Here is a 25,550-nt window from a genome sequence, read left to right as displayed (position 1 = left end):
GCGCTCGTACGAGTACCGCGCCGGCGCCGCTCAGTCTGCAACAGCCGGGGTGCGGGCGAACGAGTGGCCCGCGGGCTGAGCGAGGTGGGTGTTGGTAGGGAGTGCGTCGCTGGCCGCAAATGAGAGGTCTCGGTGCTGGGGCCACAGGGGCTCCAGGGGATCATCCTGGAGCACCATGACGGAGCAGCACTCGACTCGTTTTTGGTGTTCTCATCAGCACTGATGCTTGTGCTTGCGGCGCATCACACTGTCCTTACCGACATGCCGACACCGCGGCGCCCCTCTCAGCTCACTGCTGGTGACTCCTCGCGGGCTCGGCCAGGCTCGTGCCATGCCGTCCGGGCCGGGACTCTCCGATGAAGAACGAGCCGATGATGCCGAGGACGCCGATCATCCCGGCCACGAGGAAGGAGACGTTCGCGCCGTGCACGAGGCCGGCCGCGCCGTACTCTTCCGGGGCACGGGCAGCTGCGGTCATGACGGTGATCAGTACTGCCGTCCCGACGGAGGCGGCGATCTGACGCAGGGTGTTGTTCAGCGCTGTCCCGTGCGGGATGAGCCGTTGGGGGAGCTGATTGAGCGCCGCCGTGGTCACGGGCATGATGACCATCGCCGTACCCAGCATGCGCACCGCGTTCACCACCGCCAGGTAAGCAAACGACGTGTCCGGGGTCAGCATCGCGAACATGAACGTCGTGCCGGTGACGAGGGTGAACCCGATCATGGCCAGCCACTTCGCCCCGAACTTGTCGAAGATAGATCCGGTGATCGGGGACATCAGTCCCATGACCGCGGCTCCGGGTAGCAGGGTCAGCCCGGACTCCATCGCCGAGAAATCACTCATGTTCTGCATGTAGAGCGGCAGGATGGTCATGCCTCCGATCATCACCATGAACACGCACATGCCCAGCACCGTGTTGAGGGTGAACATCGGGTACTTGAGCACCCGGAACTCGAGGATCGGTTCCTCCAGCGTCAGCTGACGCCGCAGGAACCAGACCAGCACGATCGAGCCGAGGAGGAGGGGCACGAGGACCTGGGCGCTCGCCCAACCCGTGTTCCCGGCCGTACCAAGGCCGAACAGGAGGCCGCCGAAAGCCAACGACGACAGGATAATCGAGAGGACGTCCAGGCGCGGGAATGTGCGCTCGGTGACGTTCTTGAGGATGAAGTAGGCGATGATCACGGTGATCACGGCGATCGGCAGCATCATCACGAAGAGGGTTTGCCACGGGAGGTGGTCCACGATCCAACCTGACAGGCTGGGCCCGATCGCCGGGGCGAAAGCGATGACGAGCCCGAACGTCCCCATGGCGGTGCCGCGCTTGTCGATCGGGAAGAGCGCGAAGAGGATGGTCTGCATCAGGGGGATGATCATCCCGCCGCCGGCAGCCTGGATAACGCGGCCGACGAGCAGCACGCTGTACGCGGGTGCCAGGACACAGACGAGTGTTCCGACGGTGAACAGGCCCATCGCGGTGAGGAACAGGGCGCGCGTGGTGAACTTCTGGATCAGGAATGCCGTGATCGGGATCATGATTCCGTTGACCAGCATGAAGATCGTCGTCACCCATTGCGCCGAGTTCGCGGTGATCTCGAAATCCCTCATGAACGCGGGCAGCGCCGTGCTCAGCAGCGTCTGATTCAGGATGACGACGAAGGCGCCCGATATCAAAACGGCCAGGACGACGTTGCGGTTGACTCGTTTCGCCGTCGAGGGCTCGCCGTCCGCGCTAGCCTCGCCCGGGAAGCTCCCGGCAGGTATGGACCCGTTGGTTTCGCTGGCCAACCGCGATGACCTCTCTCATGCGTCGTGCTGCCCTGGTCATTCGTCTGCCAGGGCCGCTGGTAGTTCGTCGATGGTCCTGTCCGCGACCGTCACATGGTGAGCCGAGGTGGTGGTTCGGACAGCTCGCCTCGTTCAAGCAGATCGAAGGCTGCGTCGATCTGCTGATACAGCGGCTGCTGCCCATCAGCCGTCCAGCGGCGCATCGCCACCCGCAGCACGCTCACCGTGAGTGCCGCGAGTAGCTCCGGGCGCAGATCCTGCTCAGGGTCCACGCCGAGCCGCTCCGCGAGTGCCTCGGTGAAAATCCGCTCCACGCGCGCGTACTGCGCCAGCTGCCGCGACATCAACGACGGATGCTCATGGACCAGTCGCTGCCGCGCCAGGATCCGTTTCCGGTCCGCGTGCACCGCGCCGAAGACGTCGCTCTGCGCGATCACCGCGCGCAGCGCACGCAGCGGCGGTTCGGCCGACGGCCGTTCGGTGATCATCCGGTGCAGGTCGGCTGCGACTTCTGCCGCCTCGACGATCAGCGCGTCCTCTTTACAGGCGAAATAGTTGAAGAAGGTCCGTGGAGCCACCTCGGCGGCCTCGCTGATCGCCTCGACCGTCAGGGACTCCATCCCCTGCTCGAGAGCCAGGTCCAGTGCCGCGTCCTTCAACGCCCGACGGGTCTTGACCTTGTTCTGCTCGCGCCGACCCCACGAGGTGCCCACGCCACTCATCTATTTTGCAGTGTACGCAAACATGCACTATGTGCAAGCTGACGTAGCCCCCGGACTTCCCGACCAGACAGACACCACAGGGGTGACGTGTCCGCTCAAGCGGGAACACTTCACCTGTCTGCCACTGGGCCGTCAGCTATTTGGCTGGCGGCTCGCCCCGCCTCTGTGGTGTGTCAGGAGTCGGCAGTGTCGGCTTGGTCGAGTCGGGCGTGCACGCTGCCGCTGCGCCAGTCGCCGGTGGGCAGCAGCTGTTGCAGTCGCTGTAGGGCTTGCACGTCGTCAGTGCCGCACTCGCCGGTGATGTAGTCCCACAGTAGGTTTGGGTCGTCGGTGTGTAGCACTGCCGTGCGTACGCTGACGGCGAGGTCTGCGCGTTCGGCCACGATGCCCGGAGCTTCGGAGTCGGGCAGCAGTCCGGCACCGTGTTGCTGCAGGGCCTGTCGCACCTCGCCGCGCTGCAGGTGTTCGCGCACCTGTTGGAAATCCGCCTGCACGTGAACGTCGAGTCGGTACGGTTTTGTGCGCACGAGATCCGCGCCGAGATGGGTGCGCAGTCGGTGGATTTCGGCGCGCACGGTCACCGGGTTGCCTTGTTCGCCGTGCAGGAGCAGTGCCAGTTGTTCGGCGTTGGCTCCGTCTTGGCGCATTGCCAGTGTGGTGAGCAGTTCGGCGTGCCGCATGCCCAGCGGGATGATGCGGCCGTCTAGTTCGGCAATGGGCTTGCCGGTTCCGAGTAGTCGCAGCTGCAGCACGGGATCGCGGCAGCGGCCACGGCTGTGCTGCGGCACGCGTAGCAAATAGCCCTCGTCGAGAGGCTCGAGCACTGCTTCGCGACCGTCGGCCAGCGCCACTGCCTCCGACGGCCCTTTCGGCAGCAGCCGCTCCGGCAGGGCGGTGTCGCCGGGCATGGAGTCGATCACCCGACCGGTGGGGCTGAGCAGCGCGGCGGGTGCGGCGTGCTGGGTGCGCAGCACGTGCTGGTGGCGCTCGCGGATCCGTTCGTCGCGCAGCCGGGCCTCGTGCTCGATGCGGCTTTCGGCCAGCCGCGCGGTTGCCGTCACCAGCGCCCGCAGCGCGGGGTGCACCGTGTGCGCGGGGCCGCTGAGATCCAGCACACCGAGCAGCCGCCCAGTCTCCGGATCGCGGATCGGGCTGGCCGCGCAGGTCCATGCGTGGTACGTGCGCACGAGGTGCTCGGCGGAGTGGATTTGCACCTCATCCCCGGTGGCCAGGGCCGTGCCCATCGCGTTCGTACCGATCACGTTCTCCGACCACCGCGTGCCCTCGGCCAGCAGCACCCGGTCGGCCGCGTGGCACACCCGCGCATGTCCCTCGCGCCACAGGATCGTGCCCTGCTCATCGGTGACGATCATGATGTAGGGCATGTCGCCGACCGAGTCGAACAGCGTGTGCCGGAACGTCGACACGCTCCGCGACAGCGGGTGCTGATCGCGGAGGCCGTGGAGCTGATCGGTGTTCAACGTGACCGGGGGCTGCTCCGCGTCCGGGTCCACCTCGGCGGACAGCGAACGCTGCCACGAGTCGTACACGAGCTCGCGCGGCCGTGCGGCGGTGGTTGCACCCGAGAGCACGTCCTCGTGCACGTCGCGGAGCAGGTGCACCTGCTCGCCGTGGTCATTCGTTGCGTTGTGGCTTGTTCCTCGCATCGTCGTGCGCACCTTGCTCGTTCAACGTGCCTCTCGCCGCAGGCCCGCGACGGCCACCGCGCGAAGGGCGATCACAGCCAGGTTGCCTCCGTTGCCGTCATTGATCCGACCCAGGATGCTCGTGATCGGGCTAACAAACAAGCCTCGCCAGGAAGAACGGTGTTTGCCCTGCGCACGGAGATGCAACGGGGATGCAACGCCAAGGATCACAGGATGTGCCTCACACGTGAACACCGACACGTCGCTGGTTGCGGCGTGTCGTTGCCGACAAGGAGGCGCACCCATGACCGCCTACACCGCACCGGGCACCACCGGTTCGATCGTCGACTACGCCACCCGCTATGACCACTTCATCGGTGGCGAGTACGTGCCCCCAGTCCAGGGTCGCTACTTCAGCAATCCCACGCCGGTCACCGGCCAAGACTTCACCGAGATCGCCCGCGGCACGAGCGAGGACGTCGACCGCGCGTTGGATGCCGCCGAGGCCGCGGCGCAGCGCTGGGCCAAGACCTCCACGACCGACCGCGCGAACACGCTGTTGGCGATTGCCGACCGCATCGAGCAGAACGTGGAACGGTTGGCCGTGGCCGAATCGTGGGAGAACGGCAAGCCGGTGCGGGAGGCGCTGGCCGCCGACGTGCCGCTGGCCGTCGACCACTTCCGCTACTTTGCCGGCGCGCTGCGCGCGCAAGAAGGCTCGATCTCGCAAATCGACGAGGACACGGTCGCCTACCACTTCCAAGAGCCGCTGGGCATTGTCGGCCAGATCATCCCGTGGAACTTCCCGATGCTCATGGCCACGTGGAAGCTCGCCCCGGCGCTGGCCGGCGGCAACGCGGTGATCCTCAAACCGGCCGAGCAGACCCCGGCATCGATCCACGTGCTGCTGTCGGTGATCTCGGATCTGCTTCCGGCCGGCGTACTCAACATCGTCAACGGGTTCGGCGCCGAGGCCGGCAAGCCGCTGGCCGCAAGCCCGCGGATCGCCAAGGTCGCCTTCACCGGCGAGACCACCACCGGCCGACTGATCCTGCAGTACGCCAGCGAGAACATCACCCCGGCCACCGTGGAGCTCGGCGGCAAGAGCCCGAACATCTTCTTCGACGACGTCGCCGCGAAGAACGACGCGTTCTACTCCAAGGCCCTGGAGGGCTTCACGCTGTTCGCCCTCAACCAGGGCGAAGTGTGCACCTGCCCGTCCCGGGCGCTGGTGCAGGCCTCCATCTACGAGGACTTCCTCGCCGACGCCGTGGCACGCACCGAACGCATCCAGACGGGCAACCCGCTGGACCCGAGCACCGAGCTCGGGGCCCAGGCCAGCAACGACCAGCTGGAGAAGATCCTGTCGTATCTCGACATCGGCAAGCAGGAAGGCGCCAAAGTCCGCACCGGCGGGGAACGCCTCAACCTGGGCGGCGACCTCGCAGGCGGCTACTACGTCGCCCCGACAATCTTCGAGGGGCACAACAAGCAGCGGGTCTTTCAGGAGGAGATCTTCGGCCCGGTCGTGTCCGTGGCGAGCTTCGCCGACTACGACGAGGCGATCAAGATCGCCAACGACACGCTCTACGGCCTGGGATCCGGCGTGTGGTCCCGCGACGGGAACACGGCCTACCGCGCCGGCCGCGACATCCAGGCCGGCCGGGTGTGGGTGAACAACTACCACAGCTACCCCGCGCACGCGGCCTTCGGCGGCTACAAGCAGTCCGGCATCGGCCGCGAGACGCACAAGATGATGCTGGACCACTACCAGCAGACGAAGAACCTGCTGGTGAGCTACTCGGAAAACCCCATGGGGCTGTTCTGATGCCCGAGCTCGAGCGTGTGGCCGTGACCGACGAGGCGGCGGACATGCTGCGCTACCTGCGCTCGGAGCACGGGCCGTTGATGTTTCACCAGTCCGGCGGCTGCTGCGACGGCAGCTCGCCCATGTGCTATCCGCACGGGGAGTTCCGCACCGGCGATTCGGACGTGCTGCTGGGCAGCCTCCACGTGCGCGGCGTCGACGAACCGATCCCGGTGTGGATGTCCGGTGCGCAGTTCGAGTACTGGAAGCACACGCACCTGACGATCGACCTCGTCTCCGGACGCGGCAGCGGATTCTCGATCGAAGCCCCGGAGGGGGTGCGGTTCGTCATCCGCTCGCGGCTGCTGACCGATGAGGAGCAGCTGAACGCGGTGTGATCCCGCGCGGTCCGCGCGGGGTGGCGCGCTCGATGCCCGACGACGGTGACCGAGCTCGTCGGCGTCAAGGCCCATGTGTGCCAGACACGGCATGGGCAGCGCCTCCGCGTCAGCCGCCGCGAGACGGGGCGGAAACGCCGCGGGGTTGGCGGACAAGCTGTCCGCCAACCCCGCCGCTGCGATCTAGCGGGACAGCTCCAGGACCGCCCGGCCCTGGAGGGTGCCGGACTGCATCCGGTCCAGGATGTCGTTGACCGAGTCGAACGGTTCGGCTGCGGCGGTCGAGGAAACCATCCCGCGGGAGTAGAACTCGAGAGCTTCGGCCAGGTCACGCCGGGTCCCCACGATCGAACCCCGAATCGTGAGGCCACGCAGCACCACGTCGAAGATCGACAATCCGAACTCACCCGCGGGCAGACCGTTGAACGTGATCGTCGCCCCACGCCGCACCACGGCGATCGCCTGCTTGAAGGCCGCCGTGCTGACCGCAGTCACGAGCGCGCCGTGCGCACCACCAATGGTGTCGTGCAACACCTCGGCCGGATCGTTCTGCGATGCGTTGACGGTCACCTCGGCACCGTGCTGATGCGCGAGCGTGAGTTTCGCGTCGTCGATGTCGATGGCGGCGACCCGCATCCCCATCGCGCGCGCATACTGCACCGCCAGATGCCCGAGCCCACCGATGCCCGAGATCGCGACCCATTGGCCTGGTTGCACGTCGGTCAACTTGAGGCCCTTGTAGACGGTGACACCGGCGCACAGAATCGGTGCCACGGCTACCGGATCCGCATTGCTCGGGATGCGACCGGCGAAACGCGGATCGACGAGCATGTACTCGGCGAAACTCCCGTTGGTCGTGTACCCGGAATTGACCTGGCTTTCACAGAGGGTCTCCCAGCCGTTCTGGCAGTGCTCGCACTCGCCGCAGGCCGTGTGCAGCCAGGCGTTACCGATCCAGTCGCCCTCCTGCAGGTGGGCTACCCCGGATCCCAGTTCCACCACTCGTCCATGGCCCTCGTGGCCGGGCACGAACGGCGGTGTGGGTTTGACCGGCCAGTCCCCCTCCATGGCGTGCAGATCCGTGTGACACACCCCGGTGTGCTCGACCTGGACCAACGCCTGACCCGGACCCGGGCGCGGGATGGGGATCTCCTCGATCTGCAGAGGCTGGCCGAAGTCCTGCACGACGGCAGCTTTCATAGTGGACATGGTTCGCTCCTTTCCCAGCGCACCCACGAGAGGTGTGCTGCACATCACTTTAGGAAGGAGCGTACTGCGTGCCCGTTGCATCTGCGTTGCATCGCAACCACCAGCGCAGTGGCATGAGCCAACGCGCTCCGCACCATCACCCTGCGCGCCTGAGGAGAGCCCACGCCGTAGGCGTGCTCTACGTCGTTGACAACTCCGCGCTTCCTCACGCCCTCGGCAATCCTCCTGTGATCACACAGGCGTTGGCCACGTGCACAGCGAAGAAAACCCACCAGAAGCATTTCGGCGGTGCGCCACGGGGTTGACCGCGAGGAACCGGTGGTCTCGACCGATCCACGCATCAGCGCTCAATGGAGCCAAATCGGTCTCTAACTTGTCGTGTGGACCGTTCCCGTGTTGGTTGTGCAGTACGTGTATCGGAGAGGGAAGACGAACGCTTCGAGCACGAATACCGCGCCAACTACATCAACCGGCACGAGCTGCGATGCACCACAGCCCTCTCAGGAGGTGCAATGGATTCGCCGGACCCCATCTACAGCACCACGCTGGAGGAACCCGTCGCGATTACCAGCGTGACCGCGCCGGACTATCGCGTCGAACGAGCCGTGGCCGTCCACGCGCTGCACACGGTAGCCACCGACCTACTGCGCGACGGTGATGCTGCCACGACCCGCAGCGAAGTAGCGCACTGGCTGCATCAACGCGCCCACATCCTCACCCACGGCCACTAACCAGGCCATTCACGGGCATGGACGCGCGCATCCGCTGCGCCGGAGCGGAGCTGCTGTGCTGCGGCGGTCCTGTCGGGTGGGCGGTTCTGTTTGACCGGGCCCTCGGAGGAACGGAGGCTGGAAATCCCCGTCCCGTCCGGTACAGGAGGCGCACGGATGCAGCCAGACGCGGTATTGGCTTGTGTGGGTCAGCTGCAGCAGGCCGGCTGGCAGGTCGCTCCCGTCGCCAGCCCCTGGCAGGCTGTCACGGAGATGCATGCCCACCGCTGGTGGAGCGGTCAACTTGTTGATGCCGCACATCTGTCACTTGTCACCGGACAGGGCATGTTGCAGCGCATCCAGGTCACTGCCACCGCGAGCGGTCCGGCCCACGTCATCCTCGCCGACAGCGGTCTCGTTGCCCTCGATCAACTTCCCGCCATCGCCGTGAGCTGGCCCGCCCCACCGGCCGCCGACCTCGCTCCCGATACGCCATCAGGCCCGACCGATCCACCACACGCACACGCCGACGGGGAACCCGGCTAAACCGATCTGATGGTCTCTCGTGGACCGTTACCACTGGGGAGTCGGGTTTCCTGGATCGGTGAGTCTTCTGTGTTCGCGCTCGATCGGCAGTTGACGTGTTCCCGGTGAGACGGGCAGTTGAGCGCGAGCCGCGTTTGTTCGTGCCAGTGGGAACGCTGCATACTATGGGCATGCTCGTCATGGGGGTGGTGCGGCCCGGGGAAGGAGCACGATGGACGCTCCGGTTGATCAGCTTGGCAGGGGGATGCGGGACCTGCGGGTTTCGGTGACGGACCGGTGTAACTTTCGGTGCCGCTACTGCATGCCGCGTGAGCTTTTCGGTGCTGGGCAGCACGAGTTTCTGCCGCGTGCGGAGCTGCTGAGTTTCGAGGAGATCACTCGGCTGGTACGGCTCGTCGCGGGCTTGGGGGTGACGAAGATCCGGCTGACCGGCGGCGAGCCGCTGCTGCGTAACGAGCTCGAACGGCTCGTCGGCATGATCGCCGAGGTGGAGGGGATCACCGACATCGCGTTGACGACCAACGCTTCACTGCTGCGCGGGAAGGCGCCGGCCTTGCGCGCGGCGGGGCTGTCGCGGGTCACCGTGAGCCTTGACTCCGTCGAGCCGGAACGGTTCGCCGCGATCAGCGACACCCCCGTGCCGCTTGCGCGCGTGCTGGACGGGATCGCGGCCGCTGAAGAGGCGGGGCTGGAACCGGTCAAGATTAACACTGTGGTGAAGCGTGGCCTCAACGATGGGGATGACATTCTCGATCTCGCCGCGTTCGGTCGTGAGCACGGCCGCATCGTGCGGTTCATCGAGTACATGGACGTGGGCACCACCAACGGGTGGCGGTTGGACGAGGTCACTCCTGCCCGTGAGATCGTGCAGCGCATCCACGCGTCGTGGCCCATCGAGGCCATTCAGCCCGCCTACTCCGGCGAAGTCGCCGAGCGGTTCCGCTACACCGACGGCAGCGGCGAGGTCGGCGTGATTGGCTCGGTCACCCAACCGTTCTGCCGCACCTGCACCCGCGCACGCCTGTCCGCCCAAGGCGAGCTGTTCACCTGCCTGTTCGGCTCGGCCGGGCACGACCTGCGCACCCTGCTCCGCGATGGCACCAGCGAGGGCGAGCTCGAACAACGGCTGCGCACCATCTGGGGGCAGCGCACGGACCGCTACTCCGAGATACGCACCGCCGAAACCGCCGGGCAGCAGAAGGTCGAAATGTCCTATATCGGAGGGTGATTCTGCAGCTACTCACGGTCCGGCACCGCCGCCGGCCGGAGTAAGTAGGTGACAGTCCCTCTCGCGAAGCTAGGGACAGCTGGGCGGACAGGATCCCGGTGCAAGAGTGGGCATCGGCGAAGAGCCGGATGGTCAGCTGATACGCAGAAGAGCGACAAGAGCTGATGGGCACTCGCTGGCCATACGATCCGCGCCCTTGTCACTCGGCCGTGAACGTGTCGGGGCCTCGTTCAGCCTAGTGTCGTGGTCGGTGGGGATTCGTCGGTTCCGGGCTGTGGTCCGGCTACGACCGCGGTGGGTTCGGTGGGTGCTTCGGTAGCCGTTGAAGCCGGGCGGCGGTTGATCAGCAACCGCAGCACATCGGGCCGAGAGTAGTGCCCCACCGGGTCGGCGGCTGACTTGGCGATCGCGAGCAGTGCGGGGTCGAGGTCGGCGGAGAGGATGCCTTCCTCCGTCTCGGCCAGTGGCTCGGCCAGGACGGATCCCTCGGGGCCGTAGATGCGGGCGAAACCACCCCCACGTTGCAGCAGCTGCTGTTTCTGTCCGGTGTCGCAGAACAGGTCATGTGCGGCTTGCCCGATCACGGCGCAGGGGGGCGAGCACGAACGTTTGCCCTTCGACGGCGTACATGAGGCTGGCTGCGGTGTTCACCTCGGGACCGAGTGCTTGTGCGGCTCCTCGGTACACCGAGAAGCTCGGCCATGCACCCACATGGATTTCCTCGCCGAGGCTATACATCGAAGTGATCTCAACGGTGAGTGGTGCTGGCGTAGTCCCTGGGGAGAAGGGGTAGACGCAGAGCCCCTTGGTAGGGCTGGTCTTGCCACAGAACACAGTCTGCCGTGGAGGCTCTGCGTGATTACTCATCGTGCCACATTGGATGTCTCTACTGAACTGGCCCAGTACGTGGCCTGGTTGCTGTTCGCCGAACGCTGCCGCCGCGGGACACCGTCAGGTGCCCGGGCGCTCACGTGTTTTTGGCAGGCTGTGCTGGGGCTGCGCTGGTTCCGCGACCGCCTCGCCCCGGCCCGACTGGGCCGCGATCACGGAGTCTCGCGAGCCACGAGCTACCGCTACTTGGATGAGGTCATCGCGGTGTTGGCCGCCCAGGCCCCGGACATCCACCAGGCCCTGCACCACGCCCAGAACCAAGGGATGGAGTATGTGCTCCTCGATGGCAGCGTGCTCTCGTCCGACCGCTGCAGCGAGACCACCACCAGTACACAGGGCTACACCATCGACGCCCGCTACTCCGGCAAAGCCGCCCAGCACGGCGGAAACATCCAAGCTTTGTCCGCTCCGAGCGGGACCCCACTGTGGACCTTGAGACGTCGAACCCGGCTCAACCCACGACCTGACCTGCGCCCGCCAGCACGCCCTCGGCGCCCTTTACGCCGCCGCTTCCCAGGGACTGCCCACCCTGGCCGACAGTGGCTACCAGGGTAGTGGCATCGGGGTGCATACCCCGCTCAAACAGCCTGTCGGCGCCCAGCGGCTGGACCCGGACAACCGGACCTATAACGCCCTCCTACGCAGCCTGCGCGGCCTCGGCGAACGCGGATTCGCCTTGCTCACCCAATGGTGGCGCACCCTGCAGCATCTCACCGTCAGTCCTCGCCGCATTGGCGACGTCGTCGCAGCCGCCTTGACCCTCACCCACTACGAACACAGCATGATTTAACTCGCTGAGATCACTTCACCGTATGGTGTGGCGACATCACCTCCGTGCGTACCGTGGACGGCTGGGCCTACACCGCCACCGTCATCGACGTGTACTCGCGCACTGTCGTCGGCGATGCGGTCGCCGACCACCGACTGACACCAGCCTGGTCCTCGAGGCACTCACCGCGGCCCTGGTGACCCGCAAACCCCCGGAAGGAGTGATCTTTCACAGCGACCGCGGTTGCCAGGGCAGTACACCTCGAAAGAATTCGCCAACTTTTGCGCAGAAAACGGCATTCGACGCTCCATGGGCCGGCGGGCCACATGTTTCGATGCCGTCGCCGAATCCTTCTTCGCAACCTACAAGAAAGAACTCATTCACACCCGACCCTGGAACACCGTTACCGACGTTCGGCAACAAACATTCCTCTGGATCGAAAGCCGCTACAATCGACGCAGGAGGCACTCCACACTCGGATACTTGACACCACGAGAATATGAACTAGGATACAGGCACATCACCGAATTGGCAGCCTAAATCGCTGTCGACAAAGCGGGAACGCTCCACTGCCTGCATACCCCAGACATGCCCCACCACATGATCAGAAAACATCAGTCAGACTGGGACAGCATCCTCTCGATCAATCTCAAGGGCGCCGCGCTTGGCTGCAAGTATGCTATTCCGGCGATGGTTGAGCAGGGCGGTGGCGCTATCGTCAACAACTCATCGACGAATGGCATCGCGGCAGTACTGGGTGCCGATGCCTACACTGCGGCGAAAGGCGGCGTGGTTGCGCTGACGCGCGCAATGGCGGTGGAATGGGGTGCGCGCGGCGTCCGCGTCAACTGCACGTGCCCCGGTGGGATTGAAACCCCCATGATCGCAGAGGCGTTGCAAGAGCCGGAGTACGCGAAAGGTGTGCGTGATGACAATCCCATGAAACGGCTTGGCAGTCCTGACGAGGTCGCCAGCGTCGCAGTCTTCCTCGCCAGCGATGCAGCCTCCTACGTCAATGGTGCCATCCTTCCGGTCGATGGCGGCTGGACGGCCAAGTAGGACACGAACGGGAGAAACCCTCATGCAGGCAGCGGTTTTCCGAGGACCAAACCAGATGGTCATCGAGGACGTCGTTGACCCACATACGGCAGCCTGGACCACTCCCGCTTTGGCGGGCAGCCGAGAGTAGTGATCGACTGTCCGCTCAAGCGGGAGTGGTGCGTCTTTAGCTGCCGGGTATCTTGCCTGGTTGCGTGCATATAGTCGCGAGCGCGGCCGCTGGGCGTTCCGGGGTCGAATTGAGCAGGGTTGTGCGCACGTCCTCGGCGATTCCGGTAGCGGCGGCGGTTTCCATGTTGGTGGCGAATTTGTCCGTGATGTCTTTTCGGGTCAATGGCCGCTCGGCGTGTCCGCGGTTGGTTTCCTCGCGGTGTTCGAGCACGGTTCCGTCGCGCAGTTCGACTTGCACCGCTGCACTATAGGCCTCCGGGAACCTGCTGTCCGGGTCGTCGGCGATCTCGACGCGGTCGGCGAGTACGTGGATCGCCGCGTCTGCCAATGCCTCGTCGTCGAATTCATCGAGGGTGAGCCGACCGCGCTGCAAACACGCTCCGACGACGAAGGGAATGCTGAACTTCGCGTCGTAGTCGTCGCGAGGCCTGCGCTTGTTCTCTAGCGGCTCGCATACCGCCGCGGCTGCAGTGGGATGCACTAGGCAACGGATACGCGCCACGTCCTCGCCTGTGAACGTGTGTTGTTCGCGTAGCAGCAGGATCGCGTCGGCGTAGGCGTGCGTGAAGTGGCAGCTCGGGTAGGGTTTCACGGCCGTGGCTAGCAGTTCCCAGCGGTCACCGAGATCCGCCACGACGGGGCTGGTGTCCCAGTCAGAGGCCCCCAAATGAGTGACGTAGAGGCCGTACCGACCTTCGTAGACCCGGCATGGGCCGGGCCAGTGCGCTGTGGCGAACGCGGTCGCGCTGAGCGCCGCGGAAGCTGCCCAGCCGGGATGTAGCCGCTTCGTCCAGGCGCCGTCCTCCAGGAATTCCAAGATGCCCGATGCCATGGATCCGACGATTTGCTGGGTGCGGGTGATGCCCGCGGAGTCGAGTCCCGCCAAGCGTGCGGACGCCACGGAAGCGCCGAAAGCTCCGACGACGCCCGTGGGATGAAAACCGGCTGTGTGAAATCCGCCGTGACCGACGAGGCCGACGCGGGCGCTGACCTCGATGCCCAGTACGTAGGCCAACAACAGCTCTTCGTAGGAGCGGTCGAACTGAATAGCTGAGGCCAGCGCGGCGGGAAGTGCCGACGCCGAGACGTGCACGATTGAGCCGGTGTGGGTGTCGTCGAAGTCCAGACCGTGGATCAGTGTCGCGTTGAGCATCGCGGCCTCGCGCGGCGCGAGCCGATCGGGCAGTGCGAGGACCGGTTGATCGCCGCTACCGAGTAATGCAGCGGCGTGCTGGGCGCGAGTCGCAAACTCGTGCTTTGACGACGCGAAGGCGACTCCGACGGAATCGAGCATGAGGTAGCGGGCATAGTCGAGCACTTCCGGCGGCACGTCCTCGATGCGCAGTTCGGCGGCGAACTTGCCGATCTGCTCGGCCACCACTGCTGGCTCGTCCGGCTCGACGTGTTGGTCCGCTCGGGACTGCCCGGCCATTGCGGACGCCTGCATGGTGCCTCCTCCGCCGCCGGCGGCGCCGACGCCAGCCGATCGTCTGCTCCGAAACCGTAGTGTGCCGAGCGCGAGAGGGTCGACGCAATAAAACATCAGACCTTAACTGGGCTGCTGTTCAGTCGTCCGGTTCGCCCATTTGTTCGTAGAGCGGCCGGAGACTGTGCAGGTGTTCCCGCGTCAGCCGTTCGGCTTTCGCGCCGTCCCCCTCTTCGACGGCCTGATGTATCAACACGTGTTCCCCATCGATCCGCTCCCAGGCCTCCTGTGCGATCCGGTTCCGGTGCAACCGCGAGTGCAACACCTCGTTGATCGGCTGGCACATCATGCGCAGCAGCGGATTCGCCGTCGCAGCGACGAGCGTGCTGTGAAAGTCCCAGCGCACCTCGAACCCGCGCGACGGGTCGCGGTCCGGAGTGCTCTGGAGGGTTTGGCGCAACTCGGCCAACGTGGTCTTGTCGCCGTGCTCTGCGGCCAGGCGCGCGGCTACTGGTTCCAGGATTAACCGCGCTTCCAGCAAGTGCGCCACGGTCAGGTTCTCCGAGTTGACCAGCAGACCGAGCGTTCCACCGAGGTCGTCGGCGACGGCGGAGGTGTTCGGCACAGCGACGAAACTGCCGCCGTTCACCCCTCGCGTGGTGTCGATGAGGTTTTGGCTCGCCAGCAGGCGGAGTGCTTCGCGTACCGTGCTGCGACTGACGCCGAACATGCTGGCAAGCTCTGACTCGCTCGGTAGCCGCGTCCCGGAGGCGAGCGCGCCGCTGATGATTTGGCTCTTGAGCTGATCGGCGACCTGCCGGTATGCGGCCTGAATGCGCTGCACACGCAGACCGTCGCGCGCGGTGTTCGGCTTGGCCATGCCTGGTCTCCTCGTCCTCGTTCCCCGACAGGTGCACCTCCCGGCCCACCGAGCCAGTGTAGGCCAAGCGCTGGAGCGGACCGCACTCACTGAAAAAGTCAGACGTATTGCCTTCGCACTGTTCACGACGCATACTTACCGCCATCTCGCTCATCCGGACAACGACAGTCAGGGGAGGTGCACGAGTGGTCGTGCACGACAGTTGGCAAGGCCGCTACTACGAGGACTTCGAGGTGGGCGATGTGTACCGCCACCCGTTGGGACGCACCATCACCGAAGCCGACAACACATGGTTCACCTTGCTCACGATGAACACCCATCCGGCGCACTTCGACGCGCATTACGCCTCGAAGACGCCGTTCGGCAAACCGCTGGTGAACTCGGGACTGACCATCGCCATGCTCATCGGCCAGAGCGTGACGGACGTCAGCCAGCGTGCGGTAGCGAACCTGGCGCTGACGAATGTGCAGCTCACACACCCGGTGTACGTGGGCGACACGTTGTACGCCGAGTCGATCTGCACCGGCAAGCGGGAATCCACGTCCAAGCCCTACGCCGGCGTCGTCCATGTGCACAGCCGCACGCTCAATGCCGATGGCGATGAGTGCCTGTCCTTCGACCGCACCGTGCTGATCTACCGGAAGTCGCAGGCCGAGCAGATCGAGGCGTTCCCGGAGGCCAAGAACGGTCCGTTGCGCCTCGAGGAAAAGGACTCCTCAGCATGAACAGCCACTTGCCACTGCAAGACCTTCGCGTTCTCGCTATCGAGCAGTACGGGGCCGGACCCTTCGGCTCGGTACACCTGGCCGACCTGGGAGCGGAGGTCATCAAGATCGAAGACCCGCGATTCGGCGGGGATGTCGGGCGTCAGACACCGCCTTACGCCGAGGGCGACGACTCGCTGTTCTTCGAGGCCTTCAACCGCAACAAGCAGTCCATCGTGTTGGACCTGGAGAACCAGTCAGGTCGCGAGGTCTTCGAGGAGCTGGTCAAGGTCAGCGACGCGGTGTATTCGAACCTGCGCGGCGATGTCCCCGAGAAGATGGGGATTCGCCACCAGGACCTCAAGCACCTCAACCCGCAGATCGTGTGCTGCTCGCTGTCCGGCTACGGGATGACCGGTCCCCGCAGCGAACAGCCCGGTTATGACTACATGCTGCAAGGGCTGGCCGGATGGATGTCGGTGACCGGCGAGCCGGACGGACCGCCCACAAAATCGGGATTGTCTATGGTGGACTACTCGGGTGGGTTCGTTGCCGCGTTGTCCATGCTCTCCGGTGTCCACGCCGCTCGCCGCGACGGTACGGGCATGGACTGCGACGTCAGTCTCTACGACACGGCTATCGGGATGCTGACCTACCTGGCGACCTGGAACCTTAACGGTGGTTTCGAACCCTCGCGCACGCACCACTCGGCGCACCCGAGCCTCGTCCCGTTCCAGAACTTCCCCACCGCGGACTCGTGGATCGTCATCGGATGTGCCAAAGACAAGTTCTGGCACCGCCTCGTCGAAGCCATGGGCTCACCAGACTGGTGCTACGATCCTCGTTTTGCCACACCGGCTGACCGATACGAGAACGCGACGGACTGTGTCGCCCGGTTGGAAGAGGAACTCGCCGCGCACACCACGGACGTGTGGCTCAACCGGCTGGAACGGGCCGGCGTGCCGTGTGCTCGGATCAACACTGTCCCCGAAGCACTCGCCGAGAAGCACACGGCTGCACGCGACATGGTCGTTGCCACCGAGCACCCGCGCTTCGGTGCCGTGCAGCAGGTCGCCTCACCAGTGCGTGCCGGTGAGGCCCGCGCCGAGCACCACCGCGCCCCGCGGCTCGGCGAACACACACAGTCGGTGCTGTCCGGTCTGCTGCAGCTCGGTTCGGACCAGTTTCGTGAGTACGTGCGGGACGGCGCGTTCGGGGCGGAAGGAGGCACGACATGGACTTCGAACTGACGTCGGATCAGGAGCAGTTCCGCCGCGTCCTGCGCGAGTTCGTGGACGAACAGATCGTGCCGGTTGCCAACGAGTGGGAGCACGCGGAGCGCTATCCCACAGAGATCGTCGAGCACATGAAGGAGCTCGGCTTGTTCGGGCTCATGGTGCCGGAGGAACACGGGGGCGCGGCGGCGGATTTCACCTCGTTCACCTTGGTGTTCGAAGAACTGGCGCGTGGCTGGATGGCCATCGCCGGCATCCTCGGCAGCCACTCGCTGTCCTGCTGGATGATTGCCCAGCACGGCACGTCTGAGCAGAAGCAGCGATATCTTCCCGAACTGGCGACCGGCGTGCGGCGCACTGGCATCGCGTTGACTGAACCCGACGCGGGAACGGATCTGCAGGGCATTCGCACGACCGCCGAACGCGACGGCGACGACTACGTCGTCAACGGTGGGAAAGTGTGGATCACTAACGCGCGGCACGCTGATCCGCTTCCGGTGCTGGTAAAGACCGACCAGCACGCCCAGCCGCCGCATCGCGGGATGAGTGTGCTGCTCATTGATGCGGATTCACCCGGATTCGAGGTCACCAAGGACATTCCGAAACTGGGATACAAAGGCACGGAGTCGTGCGAAGTGCTTTTCGACAACGTGCGCGTTCCCGCCAAAAACCTCCTTGGAGACGTCGAGGGCAAGGGCATGAAGCAGGCATTGTCCGCCCTCGAAACCGGACGCTTGAACATCGCAGGCCGCAGCCTCGGGATCGCTCAGCGCGCCTATGACGAAGCGCTCAACTACGCCGCGCAACGCGAGGCGTTCGGCCGGCCGATCTCCGATTTCCAAGCCATCCAGATCCGCATTGCCGAGATGGCGACCCAGTTGCAGTCGGCGCGCTTGCTCACCTACTGGTCGGCCTCCAAATTGGACCAAGGGCAGCGCAGCGACCTGGAGACCGGCATGGCGAAGCTGTCCGCCTCGGAAGTCGCACTGCAGGCCGCGCAGGACGCGATGCGTGTGCACGGCGGATACGGCTTCTCCGCGGAATTCGAGATCGAACGGCTCTACCGGGATTCCATCCTTATGCCCATCGGGGAGGGGACCAGTGACGTGATGCGCACGGTCATCTCGAAGTCGTTGTTTCAGGGAGACGGTCGGATCGGTTGGTGAACGGAGGCGGCCAGCCGCTGCTGTCGCCCCACACCGGATCACCGGGAACAGGCGGTCTGACCGGCAGCTTCCGGGAAGCACCCGGAAACATCGAGAAGCGCACTCTCCCCACACTGCAGCTACCAGACAAGCGGACAGTGCGACAAGTGGTGGTCAAGGAGGGCCATGACATGAAACAGATCGGAGTAGACGTCGGAGGCACCTTCACCGACCTCATGTACTGGGATGCCGACGGCAAACTCGCTGTACACAAGGTCCCCTCAACGCAGGACGACCCCGCCCGAGCCACGGTCAGCGGGATCAGCGAACTGGTCGATCAGGCCGGTGTCTCGGTCGACGAGCTCGACATGTTCCTGCACGGGACGACCGTCGCCACGAACATCGTGCTGCAGCACAACGGCTCGGAGGTCGGCCTGATCACGACCGAGGGGTTCCGCGACATCCTGCACATCGCCCGCAAAAAGCGTCCCCTGAACTACTCCACGCACCAGGACCTGCCGTGGCAAAAATGGCAACTGGTGCGCCGCCGCAACCGACGTGTAGTCCCGGAGCGCATCAATGCCGCTGGCGAGGTGGTAACCCCGCTCGACGAGGACGCCGTCCGTGAGCAGGTGCGCCTCCTCAAAAACCGTGGGGTGCGCGCCATCGCTGTATGCTTCCTGCACTCGTACCGCAACCCAGTCCACGAGCAGGCCGTGAAACGCATCGTCGAGCAGGAATACCCGGACGTGTTCCTTTCGCTGTCCAGCGAGGTCGCGCCACAATACCGCGAGTACGAGCGATTTTCCACGACGGCGCTGAACGCATTCGTGGGCCCGAAAGTCGCCGGTTACCTCGACAACCTCTCTGCTACCGCGCAGGACGCGGGAGTGCGCAGCGACATCCACTTGATGACCTCCGCAGGCGGATTGATCACCTCGGCGGGCGGTGCGCGGAACCCAGTGCTGCTGGTAGCTAGCGGGGTCGTGGCCGGGTTGCTCGGCGGTTGCGCCATCGGCGCGGCCTCCGGCTATCCGAGCGTCATCACACTTGACGTTGGCGGCACCTCGGCCGATGTCGGAGTCGCTCCGGACGGCCGGCTACGCATGAAACACCTACTGGACACCAAGATCGGCGACTATCACGCGATGGTGCCGATGGCCGAAGTCGACACGATCGGTGCCGGCGGAGGATCGATCGCGTTTGTCGACGAGGGCGGCATGTTCCGGGTCGGCCCGCGCAGCGCAGGCGCGACCCCGGGCCCGGCCTGCTATGCGCGTGGTGGTACCGAACCCACCAGCACCGATGCGATGGTCGTACTGGGCTGGCTTCGAGAGAACAACTTCCTCGGCGGCAGCATGACGATCCAACCCGAGCTCGCGAACAAGGCCGTCGAAGAACACGTCGCCGACCGATTGAACACCTCGATCGAGCACGCCTCGATCGGGGTCTTCCAGATCCTGGCCCACGCCATGACCGAAGCCATCAGTTTGCACTCGGTGCGCAAGGGTTACGACCCGCGCGACTTCTCGCTGGTCGCCGAAGGCGGCGCTGGCCCGCTATACGCGTGGCACATTGCCCAGCAGCTCGGCATCCCACGGGTCATCGTCCCGAACCATCCTGGCATTGCCTCGGCGATGGGGCTGCTGTCCACCGACGTCCGCTACGAGAGCGCGGCCACGGTGTGGACGTCCTCGACCAACCCTGACATCGACCGCATCTCGGCCGAATTCGACCGTCTGTCCACGCTCGCATTGGAACAGCTCACCTCCGACGGCCTCTCAGCCGAAGACGTCGTGCTGGAACGCAGCGTGGACTGCCGTTACCTCGGTCAGGGCTATGAGCTGCGGGTACCCGCGCCGGACGGGGACATCGATGCGGACTGGGTCGCTCGCACCGCTGAATCCTTCCACGCGGTGCACGAGCGCGCTTACTCGCAGCGCTCCGATGACAAGCCCGTGCACCTGGTCAACGTGCGGATCACCGCAATCGGCAAGGTCGGACACGTATCGCTCGCCGAAATCGACTCAGGCGCAGCAGATTCCTCCGGAGCTCTCAAAACCCATACAAGTGCCCTGTTCTGGACTGACGACAACCAACCGATCTCCTACGACACAGCCGTCTACGACCGCTCCCTGCTCAAAGCCGGAAATAGCTTCAATGGCCCGGCGATCGTTGAGGAGTTCGACTCCACCACGATTATCGGCCCGACCCAGCGTGCCAGTGTGGACCAGGTGGGCCACATCATCATCGAAGGAGGACAGTCATGACTGAACTCGACCCTGCCGGCGTGTCGCTAGCCGGGGCGGCCCCCGGCGATCACACCGATGTCGAGGTCGACCCGATCACCTTGCAAGTGATCGGAGGTGCGCTGAATTCCATTGCCCAGGAGATGGCGCAAGTCCTCTACCGGATGGCTTACTCTAGCCTGATCCGCGAATCGGAAGATCTCGGTGCCGGGATTTTCGATTCGCAGGGCCGAGAACTGTGCGAATCTGATTCCACACCGATGCACTGTGGCTCGATTCCCGCCTACGTGCGAGGCGTCAACCGCAGGCTGGCTGGCACCTACCAACCTGGCGACGTGATCCTGCACAACCACCCGTATTACGGGGCGGCGCACTCACCGGATTATGGGATCCTGATACCGCTGTTCTGGGACGGAAAGCATATCGGTTTCGCCGGTTCCACTGGACACGTCTCCGACATCGGAGGAAACTTCCCCGGCTTGTGCACGGATGTCGTTGACGTGTGGGCTGAAGGCAAGCTCCTGGATGCGATGAAGATCTACGACGCCGGTGTGCGCAATGATCCACTCATCCAACACGTGCTGGACAACGTGCGCACGCCGGAGCAAAACAGTGGTGACCTCGAAGCGCTGATCGCCTGCGCACGCATCGGCGAACGGCGATTCACCGAGCTGCTGGGCCGTTACGGGCTTGATGTCGTCATGTCCGCTGCCAGCCAATGGATGGACTACTCTGAGCACATGGTGCGTCGCAAGATCCGTGAGATCCCGGATGGCGTGTACGAAGCACCGCCGAACTACCTCGATGACGATGGCAAGAACCGGGGCGTGCCGATTAAGGTCGCTGTCAACGTCACGATCGACGAGGACGACGTTGTGGTGGACTTGAGTGGGTCAAACCAACAGGTACCAACCGCGTTTAACGTTCCGTTCGAAGGATCAGTCCTGCCAACGATCGCCTCGGCCGTACGTACGTTGCTGCTCGATGAATCGCTCACTGAGGAGTTCGTTCCGCAAAACGACGGCTGTTTCCGTCCCGCGAAGGCCTACGCACCAACTGGATCCCTGTTTAATCCGGACTTTCCCGCGTCGTGCTTCGCACGATTCTCGCAAATCAACCGGATCTTCGACTCTGTCAATCTCGCACTGTCCGGTGTGCTGTCCGACAACGCGGTAGCCGGATCGTCGGCGGCATTCACCGGAGTCGCCTACTCGGGGCTTGCCGACGATGGCTCCTATTGGGTCTACATCGAGATTAACGAGGGCTCCTATGGAGGCCGCAACGGCAAGGACGGATTGGATTGCGTGGACACCTTGATGGCGAACACGCGCAACAATCCGATCGAGGAGGTCGAACTTAATCACGCGATGCGGGCCGAGCGTTACGAACTCCGCGACGAGCCGCCTGCCCCGGGACGATGGCGCGGTGGCATCGGTAGCGTACGAAAGTGGCAGATGTTCACCGACACGTTCATCGGTTCGGAAGCTGACAACCGCAATGACCCCCCGAGCGGGCTCGAAGGCGGCCACCCCGGGTTGGCGGGATCGTTCACTCGCAACGCAGGAACCGAACAAGCGGAGGCCCTTTACTCCAAAGTGACCCAAGAGGTCTGCGTCGCCGGCGACACGCTGGAGATCAAACTTCCCTGCGGCGGCGGGTACGGTGATCCGTTCCTGCGCGATGCCGACAGCGTCATGGAGGACGTGCTGGATGACTTTGTCAGCGTCACCGACGCGCGTGAACACTACGGAGTCATCATCGACGAGGACACGATGACGGTGGATCACGCAGCCACAGCGGCAGAGCGGTCAACCGCGGCCCGCACGTGAGGAGGGGATGGCCGCATGGCACCAGCCAGCACGCGGGTGCGGCAGGCGTTGGATCGTGCGCAGCGGCGGGGCCCCGAGCTGCGCGCGATCACCACGCTACGCGGCGAGGACGCCGGTGAGGAAGCCGAACGGCTCGATGCCAAGGATGCGCCACGAGGCCCGCTGTTCGGCGCTCCGGTGACCGTCAAAGACAACATCGACGTCGCCGGGATTCCCAGCACCGCGGGCTCATCCTTCCTCGGTGCCCACCCGGCAGAAGCCGACTCCACGGTTGCCGGACTCCTGCGCGCGGCGGGTGCGATCATCGTGGCGAAAAACAACATGTCCGAATGTGCCATGGGAGCCACGAACCAGAACCGCACGTTCGGCGACTGCCGCAACGCGAGGGACCGCGAACGCATCTCCGGAGGTTCCAGTGGTGGTTCCGCCGTGGCGGTGGCCTCCGGCATCGTGCCCATCGCGCTCGGCACTGACACGGGCGGATCGGTGCGGATTCCCGCTTCGGTTAACGGTGTCGCGGCGATACGACCCACGATCGGCCGCATCTCAAACCGCGGCGTGTTGCCGGTCAGCAAAACCTTCGACACGGTCGGCCCTGTGGCCTGCGATGTCCACACGCTCGCACGGATGATCGCCGCGCTGGATCAATTCGACCCGCTGGATTCGACCTCGCGTCAAGGGACACGCACTCCGGTCATGAGTGCGCTGGACGTCGATGTGCGTGGGATGCGTGTCGGCGTGCCGCAGGAATTCTTCTTCGACGGTGTCGATGAGGGTGTCGCCAGCACGGTCAAGTCCGCCATCAACACGTTCGCCCAGCTCGGGGCACAAATCGTCCCGGTCCGGGTTCCCGGTGCCGAACAAGCGCAGCAGCAGATGCTCACCATCATGTACCCGGAAGCGGCGCAGTTCCATCAGGAACGGCTGCGGACAGCTCCCTCGACGTTCGACCCCGATGTGCTGAGGCGACTGCGGATCGGCGAAGCTACGGCCGAACGGGACATCGAGACCGCACAGCAGTGGCGACGTGGTTTCCAATCCGACCTGAACGTGATGTTCCAGGAACTCGATGTTGTCGCGAGTCCCACAATCCCCATCGATGTCCCGCATATCGCCGATGTCGACTTGGCCGCAGCTACTACCGAAATAGCCCGCTTCACCTACACGTGGGCGATGTACGGCGGGCCCTCGATCACCGTGCCGTGCGGCCAGCATCCGGGTTCGGGAATGCCCGTCGGACTCCAGTTGAGCGCGGCGCCCTGGCACGAACACGTGGCATTGCAAGCCGCGCTCCGCTTCGAAGAGACCATGTCCGGAGATTAGCGAAAACTGGTATAAACCGACTCATCCGACCACGTGCGCGATGCCTTGGCCGGCCTCCTGGCTAACAAAAGCCCGTTCGACACCTGAAACGTTCCCACATTGGCGAACGGTCGAAGTAGTGATCGACCGTTCGCTCAAGTAGAACGCTCCACCCTCGCTATGAAAACGACATGAGGCGAATTGCTGAGATCGCTCCATTGGCCCGCCAGCGAAGTCGCGGGACGGGTTGATAAAGGTTATGGTCTTCGAGGGCCCAATGGCGGGTCGCTCGCTGGCCGTGGCTATTTGTCGAGGAACCGAAGCTTGAGGAGCGTTTCATGAAGGATTTTCAGGAGTCAGTCGAAGAAGCCACGATCGAGGGTATACACGCGGCGATGTCCGCTGGAGTCCTGACCAGCCAAGCACTCTGTGAGGAGTACCTGGCACGCATCGAGAGCTATGACCGTAGTGGGCCGAACCTCAACGCTGTCGTGGCTGTCAACAACGGAGCCGTGGAACGGGCCCGCGTGCTGGATGAGGAGTGGAAGCGCTCCGGTGGACCGATTGGCCCCTTGCACGGCATTCCCGTTCTCGTAAAGGACAATATCGAGACAATTGAGGTGGACACTACGTGCGGCTCGATCGCTCTAGAAGGTTATCGGCCGGAACAGGACGCTACCGCTGTTCACCGCCTGCGCGAGGCAGGCGCTATCGTCCTCGCTAAGACCACTCTTCCCGATTTTGCCGCCTCCTGATTTTCGTACTCATCTGTCAGCGGTGAAACCAAGAACCCTTACAAGCTCGATCACGATCCCGGTGGTTCCAGTGCCGGTACCGCGGCAGGTATAGCGGCAAATCTCGCCGTAGCAGGTATCGGTACTGACTGTGGTGGCTCAGCCAGACTGCCTGCCTCGTTCTGCAACCTCGTCGGTGTGCGTAGCACGCCGGGCGTGGTTTCTAGGGCTGGTTCCAGTCTTCTTGTTGCCTTTCAGGACACAGTGAGCCTTTTCCATCGTCATTCTTGGTTTTCGAGGGTGAGGGTGGCGGGGGCATAGTAGGCCCCGGCCAGGGGGCAGCAGCGGAGTTGGTCGAGGATGTGCCAGTGGCTCAGGGTGGCGAAGCCGCGTTCGCCGGGCCCGCGGACGTGGGCGTGGGCGCGGTTGGCCTGCCGGTAGGGCTCCGGTAGTTCCCGGCCCTTGTCGGGGGTGAGGGTTCCGCAGCTATCGCCCTGATAGCCCTTGTCGCCGAGCACCATGACGCCGGCTTGCCGGCACGTGCTGAGCATGCGGTGCGTGCGGGCAGCGATCACGTCGTGCACGGAACCAGGCAGGCCGGGTGAGATCCATACCAGGCGTCCGGCGTGATCAATCAAGCCCTGATGGTTGAGCCCGTGGTGGCGGTGTTTGCCGGAAAAGGATCCATCCGGTCGTAGGCGGCCAGCCGATCGATGGCAATGACCGTGCCGTCGACGATCAGGTAGTTCGACGCGCTCGAGCACACCCGCCACAGGGCGGCCTGCAGACTCGGAGCTCGACGGGCCAACAGCGCGACGGCCTCGTGGATGTAGCGGCACACGGTGGCAACCCCGACACCGAAACCGCAGGCCAGCTGCTCGTACGTGTCGCCATTACGCAGATGCGCCAGCACCAACAGCGCTTGCCGTGAGGCCGACAGGCGCCGCCACGGTGACGGGATCCGACGCCGGTGGCGCCGGAGCAGACCGGCCAGATACCGCAGCGTCGAGCTGGACAACGACATCGCCGACGGGTAAGAAAGCACTGAAGCTCCTGGTGGCTCTCGGGTAGGTCTTGGTCGACTCCCTGCCTACCAGGAGC

The 25,550-nt window shown here is 64.6% G+C and carries 20 protein-coding genes and 4 pseudogenes; 16 read left to right on the top strand and 8 right to left on the bottom strand.

Annotated features, from left to right (window positions below; translation table 11 throughout):
- Window positions 1-289: 289 nt before the first annotated feature.
- The 3 genes from ACVGV2_RS13040 to ACVGV2_RS13030 all read right to left on the bottom strand — a co-directional run bounded on the left by ACVGV2_RS13040 (window position 290) and on the right by ACVGV2_RS13030 (window position 4,190).
- Window positions 290-1,789 (bottom strand): DHA2 family efflux MFS transporter permease subunit, encoded by a 1,500-nt coding sequence (locus tag ACVGV2_RS13040; RefSeq protein WP_459162641.1) that lies wholly within the window; start codon window positions 1,787-1,789, stop codon window positions 290-292.
- An 89-nt stretch (window positions 1,790-1,878) separates the two neighbouring features.
- Window positions 1,879-2,511, bottom strand: coding sequence for a TetR/AcrR family transcriptional regulator (locus ACVGV2_RS13035; RefSeq protein ID WP_459162640.1), 633 nt, complete (start codon window positions 2,509-2,511; stop codon window positions 1,879-1,881).
- A gap of 173 nt (window positions 2,512-2,684) precedes the next feature.
- Entirely contained in the window at window positions 2,685-4,190 is a 1,506-nt protein-coding gene (locus ACVGV2_RS13030) for a GAF domain-containing protein (RefSeq protein WP_459162639.1), read from the bottom strand.
- A gap of 271 nt (window positions 4,191-4,461) precedes the next feature.
- Between ACVGV2_RS13030 and exaC the strand changes: the two genes are divergently transcribed.
- Window positions 4,462-5,985: an acetaldehyde dehydrogenase ExaC gene (gene exaC / locus ACVGV2_RS13025; RefSeq protein WP_459162638.1), complete on the top strand. Its 1,524-nt coding sequence runs from the start codon at window positions 4,462-4,464 to the stop codon at window positions 5,983-5,985.
- The gene (locus ACVGV2_RS13020; protein ID WP_459162637.1) at window positions 5,985-6,362 is read left to right on the top strand and encodes a DUF779 domain-containing protein; all 378 of its coding nucleotides are present in this window, start codon (window positions 5,985-5,987) and stop codon (window positions 6,360-6,362) included. Before exaC ends, ACVGV2_RS13020 begins: the two co-directional genes overlap by 1 nt.
- Window positions 6,363-6,545: 183 nt before the next feature.
- On the opposite strand, the gene adhP is transcribed toward ACVGV2_RS13020, so the two are convergent.
- Window positions 6,546-7,571 (bottom strand): alcohol dehydrogenase AdhP, encoded by a 1,026-nt coding sequence (gene adhP, locus ACVGV2_RS13015; protein WP_459165980.1) that lies wholly within the window; start codon window positions 7,569-7,571, stop codon window positions 6,546-6,548.
- Window positions 7,572-8,083: 512 nt separating this feature from the next.
- Here adhP and ACVGV2_RS13010 point away from each other — a divergent pair.
- The 3 genes from ACVGV2_RS13010 (at window position 8,084) to moaA (ending at window position 10,055) form a co-directional block, all read left to right on the top strand.
- Complete coding sequence (locus ACVGV2_RS13010; protein ID WP_459162636.1) at window positions 8,084-8,302, top strand: hypothetical protein; 219 nt, start codon at window positions 8,084-8,086, stop codon at window positions 8,300-8,302.
- 156 nt (window positions 8,303-8,458) lie between these two features.
- On the top strand, window positions 8,459-8,827 hold the full coding sequence (locus ACVGV2_RS13005; RefSeq protein ID WP_459162635.1) for a hypothetical protein: 369 nt from the start codon (window positions 8,459-8,461) through the stop codon (window positions 8,825-8,827).
- A gap of 211 nt (window positions 8,828-9,038) precedes the next feature.
- On the top strand, window positions 9,039-10,055 hold the full coding sequence (gene moaA, locus ACVGV2_RS13000) for a GTP 3',8-cyclase MoaA (RefSeq protein WP_459162634.1): 1,017 nt from the start codon (window positions 9,039-9,041) through the stop codon (window positions 10,053-10,055).
- 230 nt (window positions 10,056-10,285) lie between these two features.
- On the opposite strand, the pseudogene ACVGV2_RS12995 reads toward moaA, so the two are convergent.
- Window positions 10,286-10,796, bottom strand: a pseudogene (locus ACVGV2_RS12995) (nitrilase-related carbon-nitrogen hydrolase); the annotation flags it as partial.
- Between the two features lie 114 nt (window positions 10,797-10,910).
- On the opposite strand from ACVGV2_RS12995, the pseudogene ACVGV2_RS12990 reads away from it, so the two are divergent.
- The 4 genes and pseudogenes from ACVGV2_RS12990 (at window position 10,911) to ACVGV2_RS12975 (ending at window position 12,774) form a co-directional block, all read left to right on the top strand.
- A pseudogene (locus tag ACVGV2_RS12990) lies at window positions 10,911-11,736 on the top strand (transposase family protein).
- A gap of 44 nt (window positions 11,737-11,780) precedes the next feature.
- Window positions 11,781-11,915 (top strand): hypothetical protein, encoded by a 135-nt coding sequence (locus ACVGV2_RS12985; RefSeq protein WP_459162633.1) that lies wholly within the window; start codon window positions 11,781-11,783, stop codon window positions 11,913-11,915.
- Between the two features lie 109 nt (window positions 11,916-12,024).
- Entirely contained in the window at window positions 12,025-12,255 is a 231-nt protein-coding gene (locus ACVGV2_RS12980; RefSeq protein ID WP_459165979.1) for an integrase core domain-containing protein, read from the top strand.
- Window positions 12,256-12,303: 48 nt separating this feature from the next.
- Window positions 12,304-12,774, top strand: a complete 471-nt coding sequence (locus tag ACVGV2_RS12975; RefSeq protein WP_459162632.1) for an SDR family NAD(P)-dependent oxidoreductase — start codon at window positions 12,304-12,306, stop codon at window positions 12,772-12,774.
- A 166-nt stretch (window positions 12,775-12,940) separates the two neighbouring features.
- On the opposite strand, the gene ACVGV2_RS12970 is transcribed toward ACVGV2_RS12975, so the two are convergent.
- Window positions 12,941-14,392: an MmgE/PrpD family protein gene (locus ACVGV2_RS12970; RefSeq protein ID WP_459162631.1), complete on the bottom strand. Its 1,452-nt coding sequence runs from the start codon at window positions 14,390-14,392 to the stop codon at window positions 12,941-12,943.
- A 118-nt stretch (window positions 14,393-14,510) separates the two neighbouring features.
- Window positions 14,511-15,251 carry a FadR/GntR family transcriptional regulator gene (locus ACVGV2_RS12965; RefSeq protein WP_459162630.1) on the bottom strand — a complete coding sequence of 247 codons (741 nt, stop codon included), beginning with the start codon at window positions 15,249-15,251 and terminating at the stop codon, window positions 14,511-14,513.
- A gap of 185 nt (window positions 15,252-15,436) precedes the next feature.
- On the opposite strand from ACVGV2_RS12965, the gene ACVGV2_RS12960 reads away from it, so the two are divergent.
- The 7 genes and pseudogenes from ACVGV2_RS12960 (at window position 15,437) to ACVGV2_RS12930 (ending at window position 24,770) form a co-directional block, all read left to right on the top strand.
- Window positions 15,437-15,976, top strand: coding sequence for a MaoC family dehydratase (locus tag ACVGV2_RS12960; protein WP_459162629.1), 540 nt, complete (start codon window positions 15,437-15,439; stop codon window positions 15,974-15,976).
- A complete protein-coding gene (locus ACVGV2_RS12955; protein WP_459162628.1) occupies window positions 15,973-17,205 on the top strand; it encodes a CaiB/BaiF CoA transferase family protein in 1,233 nt (410 codons plus the stop codon). The genes ACVGV2_RS12960 and ACVGV2_RS12955 overlap by 4 nt, the downstream gene beginning before the upstream one ends.
- Window positions 17,190-18,356, top strand: coding sequence for an acyl-CoA dehydrogenase family protein (locus ACVGV2_RS12950; RefSeq protein ID WP_459162627.1), 1,167 nt, complete (start codon window positions 17,190-17,192; stop codon window positions 18,354-18,356). The genes ACVGV2_RS12955 and ACVGV2_RS12950 overlap by 16 nt, the downstream gene beginning before the upstream one ends.
- A 146-nt stretch (window positions 18,357-18,502) precedes the next feature.
- Window positions 18,503-20,605, top strand: coding sequence for a hydantoinase/oxoprolinase family protein (locus tag ACVGV2_RS12945; RefSeq protein ID WP_459162626.1), 2,103 nt, complete (start codon window positions 18,503-18,505; stop codon window positions 20,603-20,605).
- The gene (locus ACVGV2_RS12940) at window positions 20,602-22,413 is read left to right on the top strand and encodes a hydantoinase B/oxoprolinase family protein (RefSeq protein ID WP_459162625.1); all 1,812 of its coding nucleotides are present in this window, start codon (window positions 20,602-20,604) and stop codon (window positions 22,411-22,413) included. The genes ACVGV2_RS12945 and ACVGV2_RS12940 overlap by 4 nt, the downstream gene beginning before the upstream one ends.
- 15 nt (window positions 22,414-22,428) lie before the next feature.
- On the top strand, window positions 22,429-23,736 hold the full coding sequence (locus tag ACVGV2_RS12935; RefSeq protein ID WP_459162624.1) for an amidase: 1,308 nt from the start codon (window positions 22,429-22,431) through the stop codon (window positions 23,734-23,736).
- A 317-nt stretch (window positions 23,737-24,053) separates the two neighbouring features.
- Window positions 24,054-24,770, top strand: a pseudogene (locus tag ACVGV2_RS12930) (amidase).
- Here ACVGV2_RS12930 and ACVGV2_RS12925 read toward each other — a convergent pair.
- Window positions 24,731-25,494: pseudogene (locus ACVGV2_RS12925) on the bottom strand (transposase family protein). The pseudogenes ACVGV2_RS12930 and ACVGV2_RS12925 sit on opposite strands and share 40 nt — an antisense overlap.
- Between the last annotated feature and the right edge of the window lie 56 nt (window positions 25,495-25,550).

The sequence above is a fragment of the Bounagaea algeriensis genome (assembly GCF_054491375.1).
Note: the sequence above shows the minus strand (reverse complement) of the source record. Positions and strands in the feature narration are given on the sequence as shown.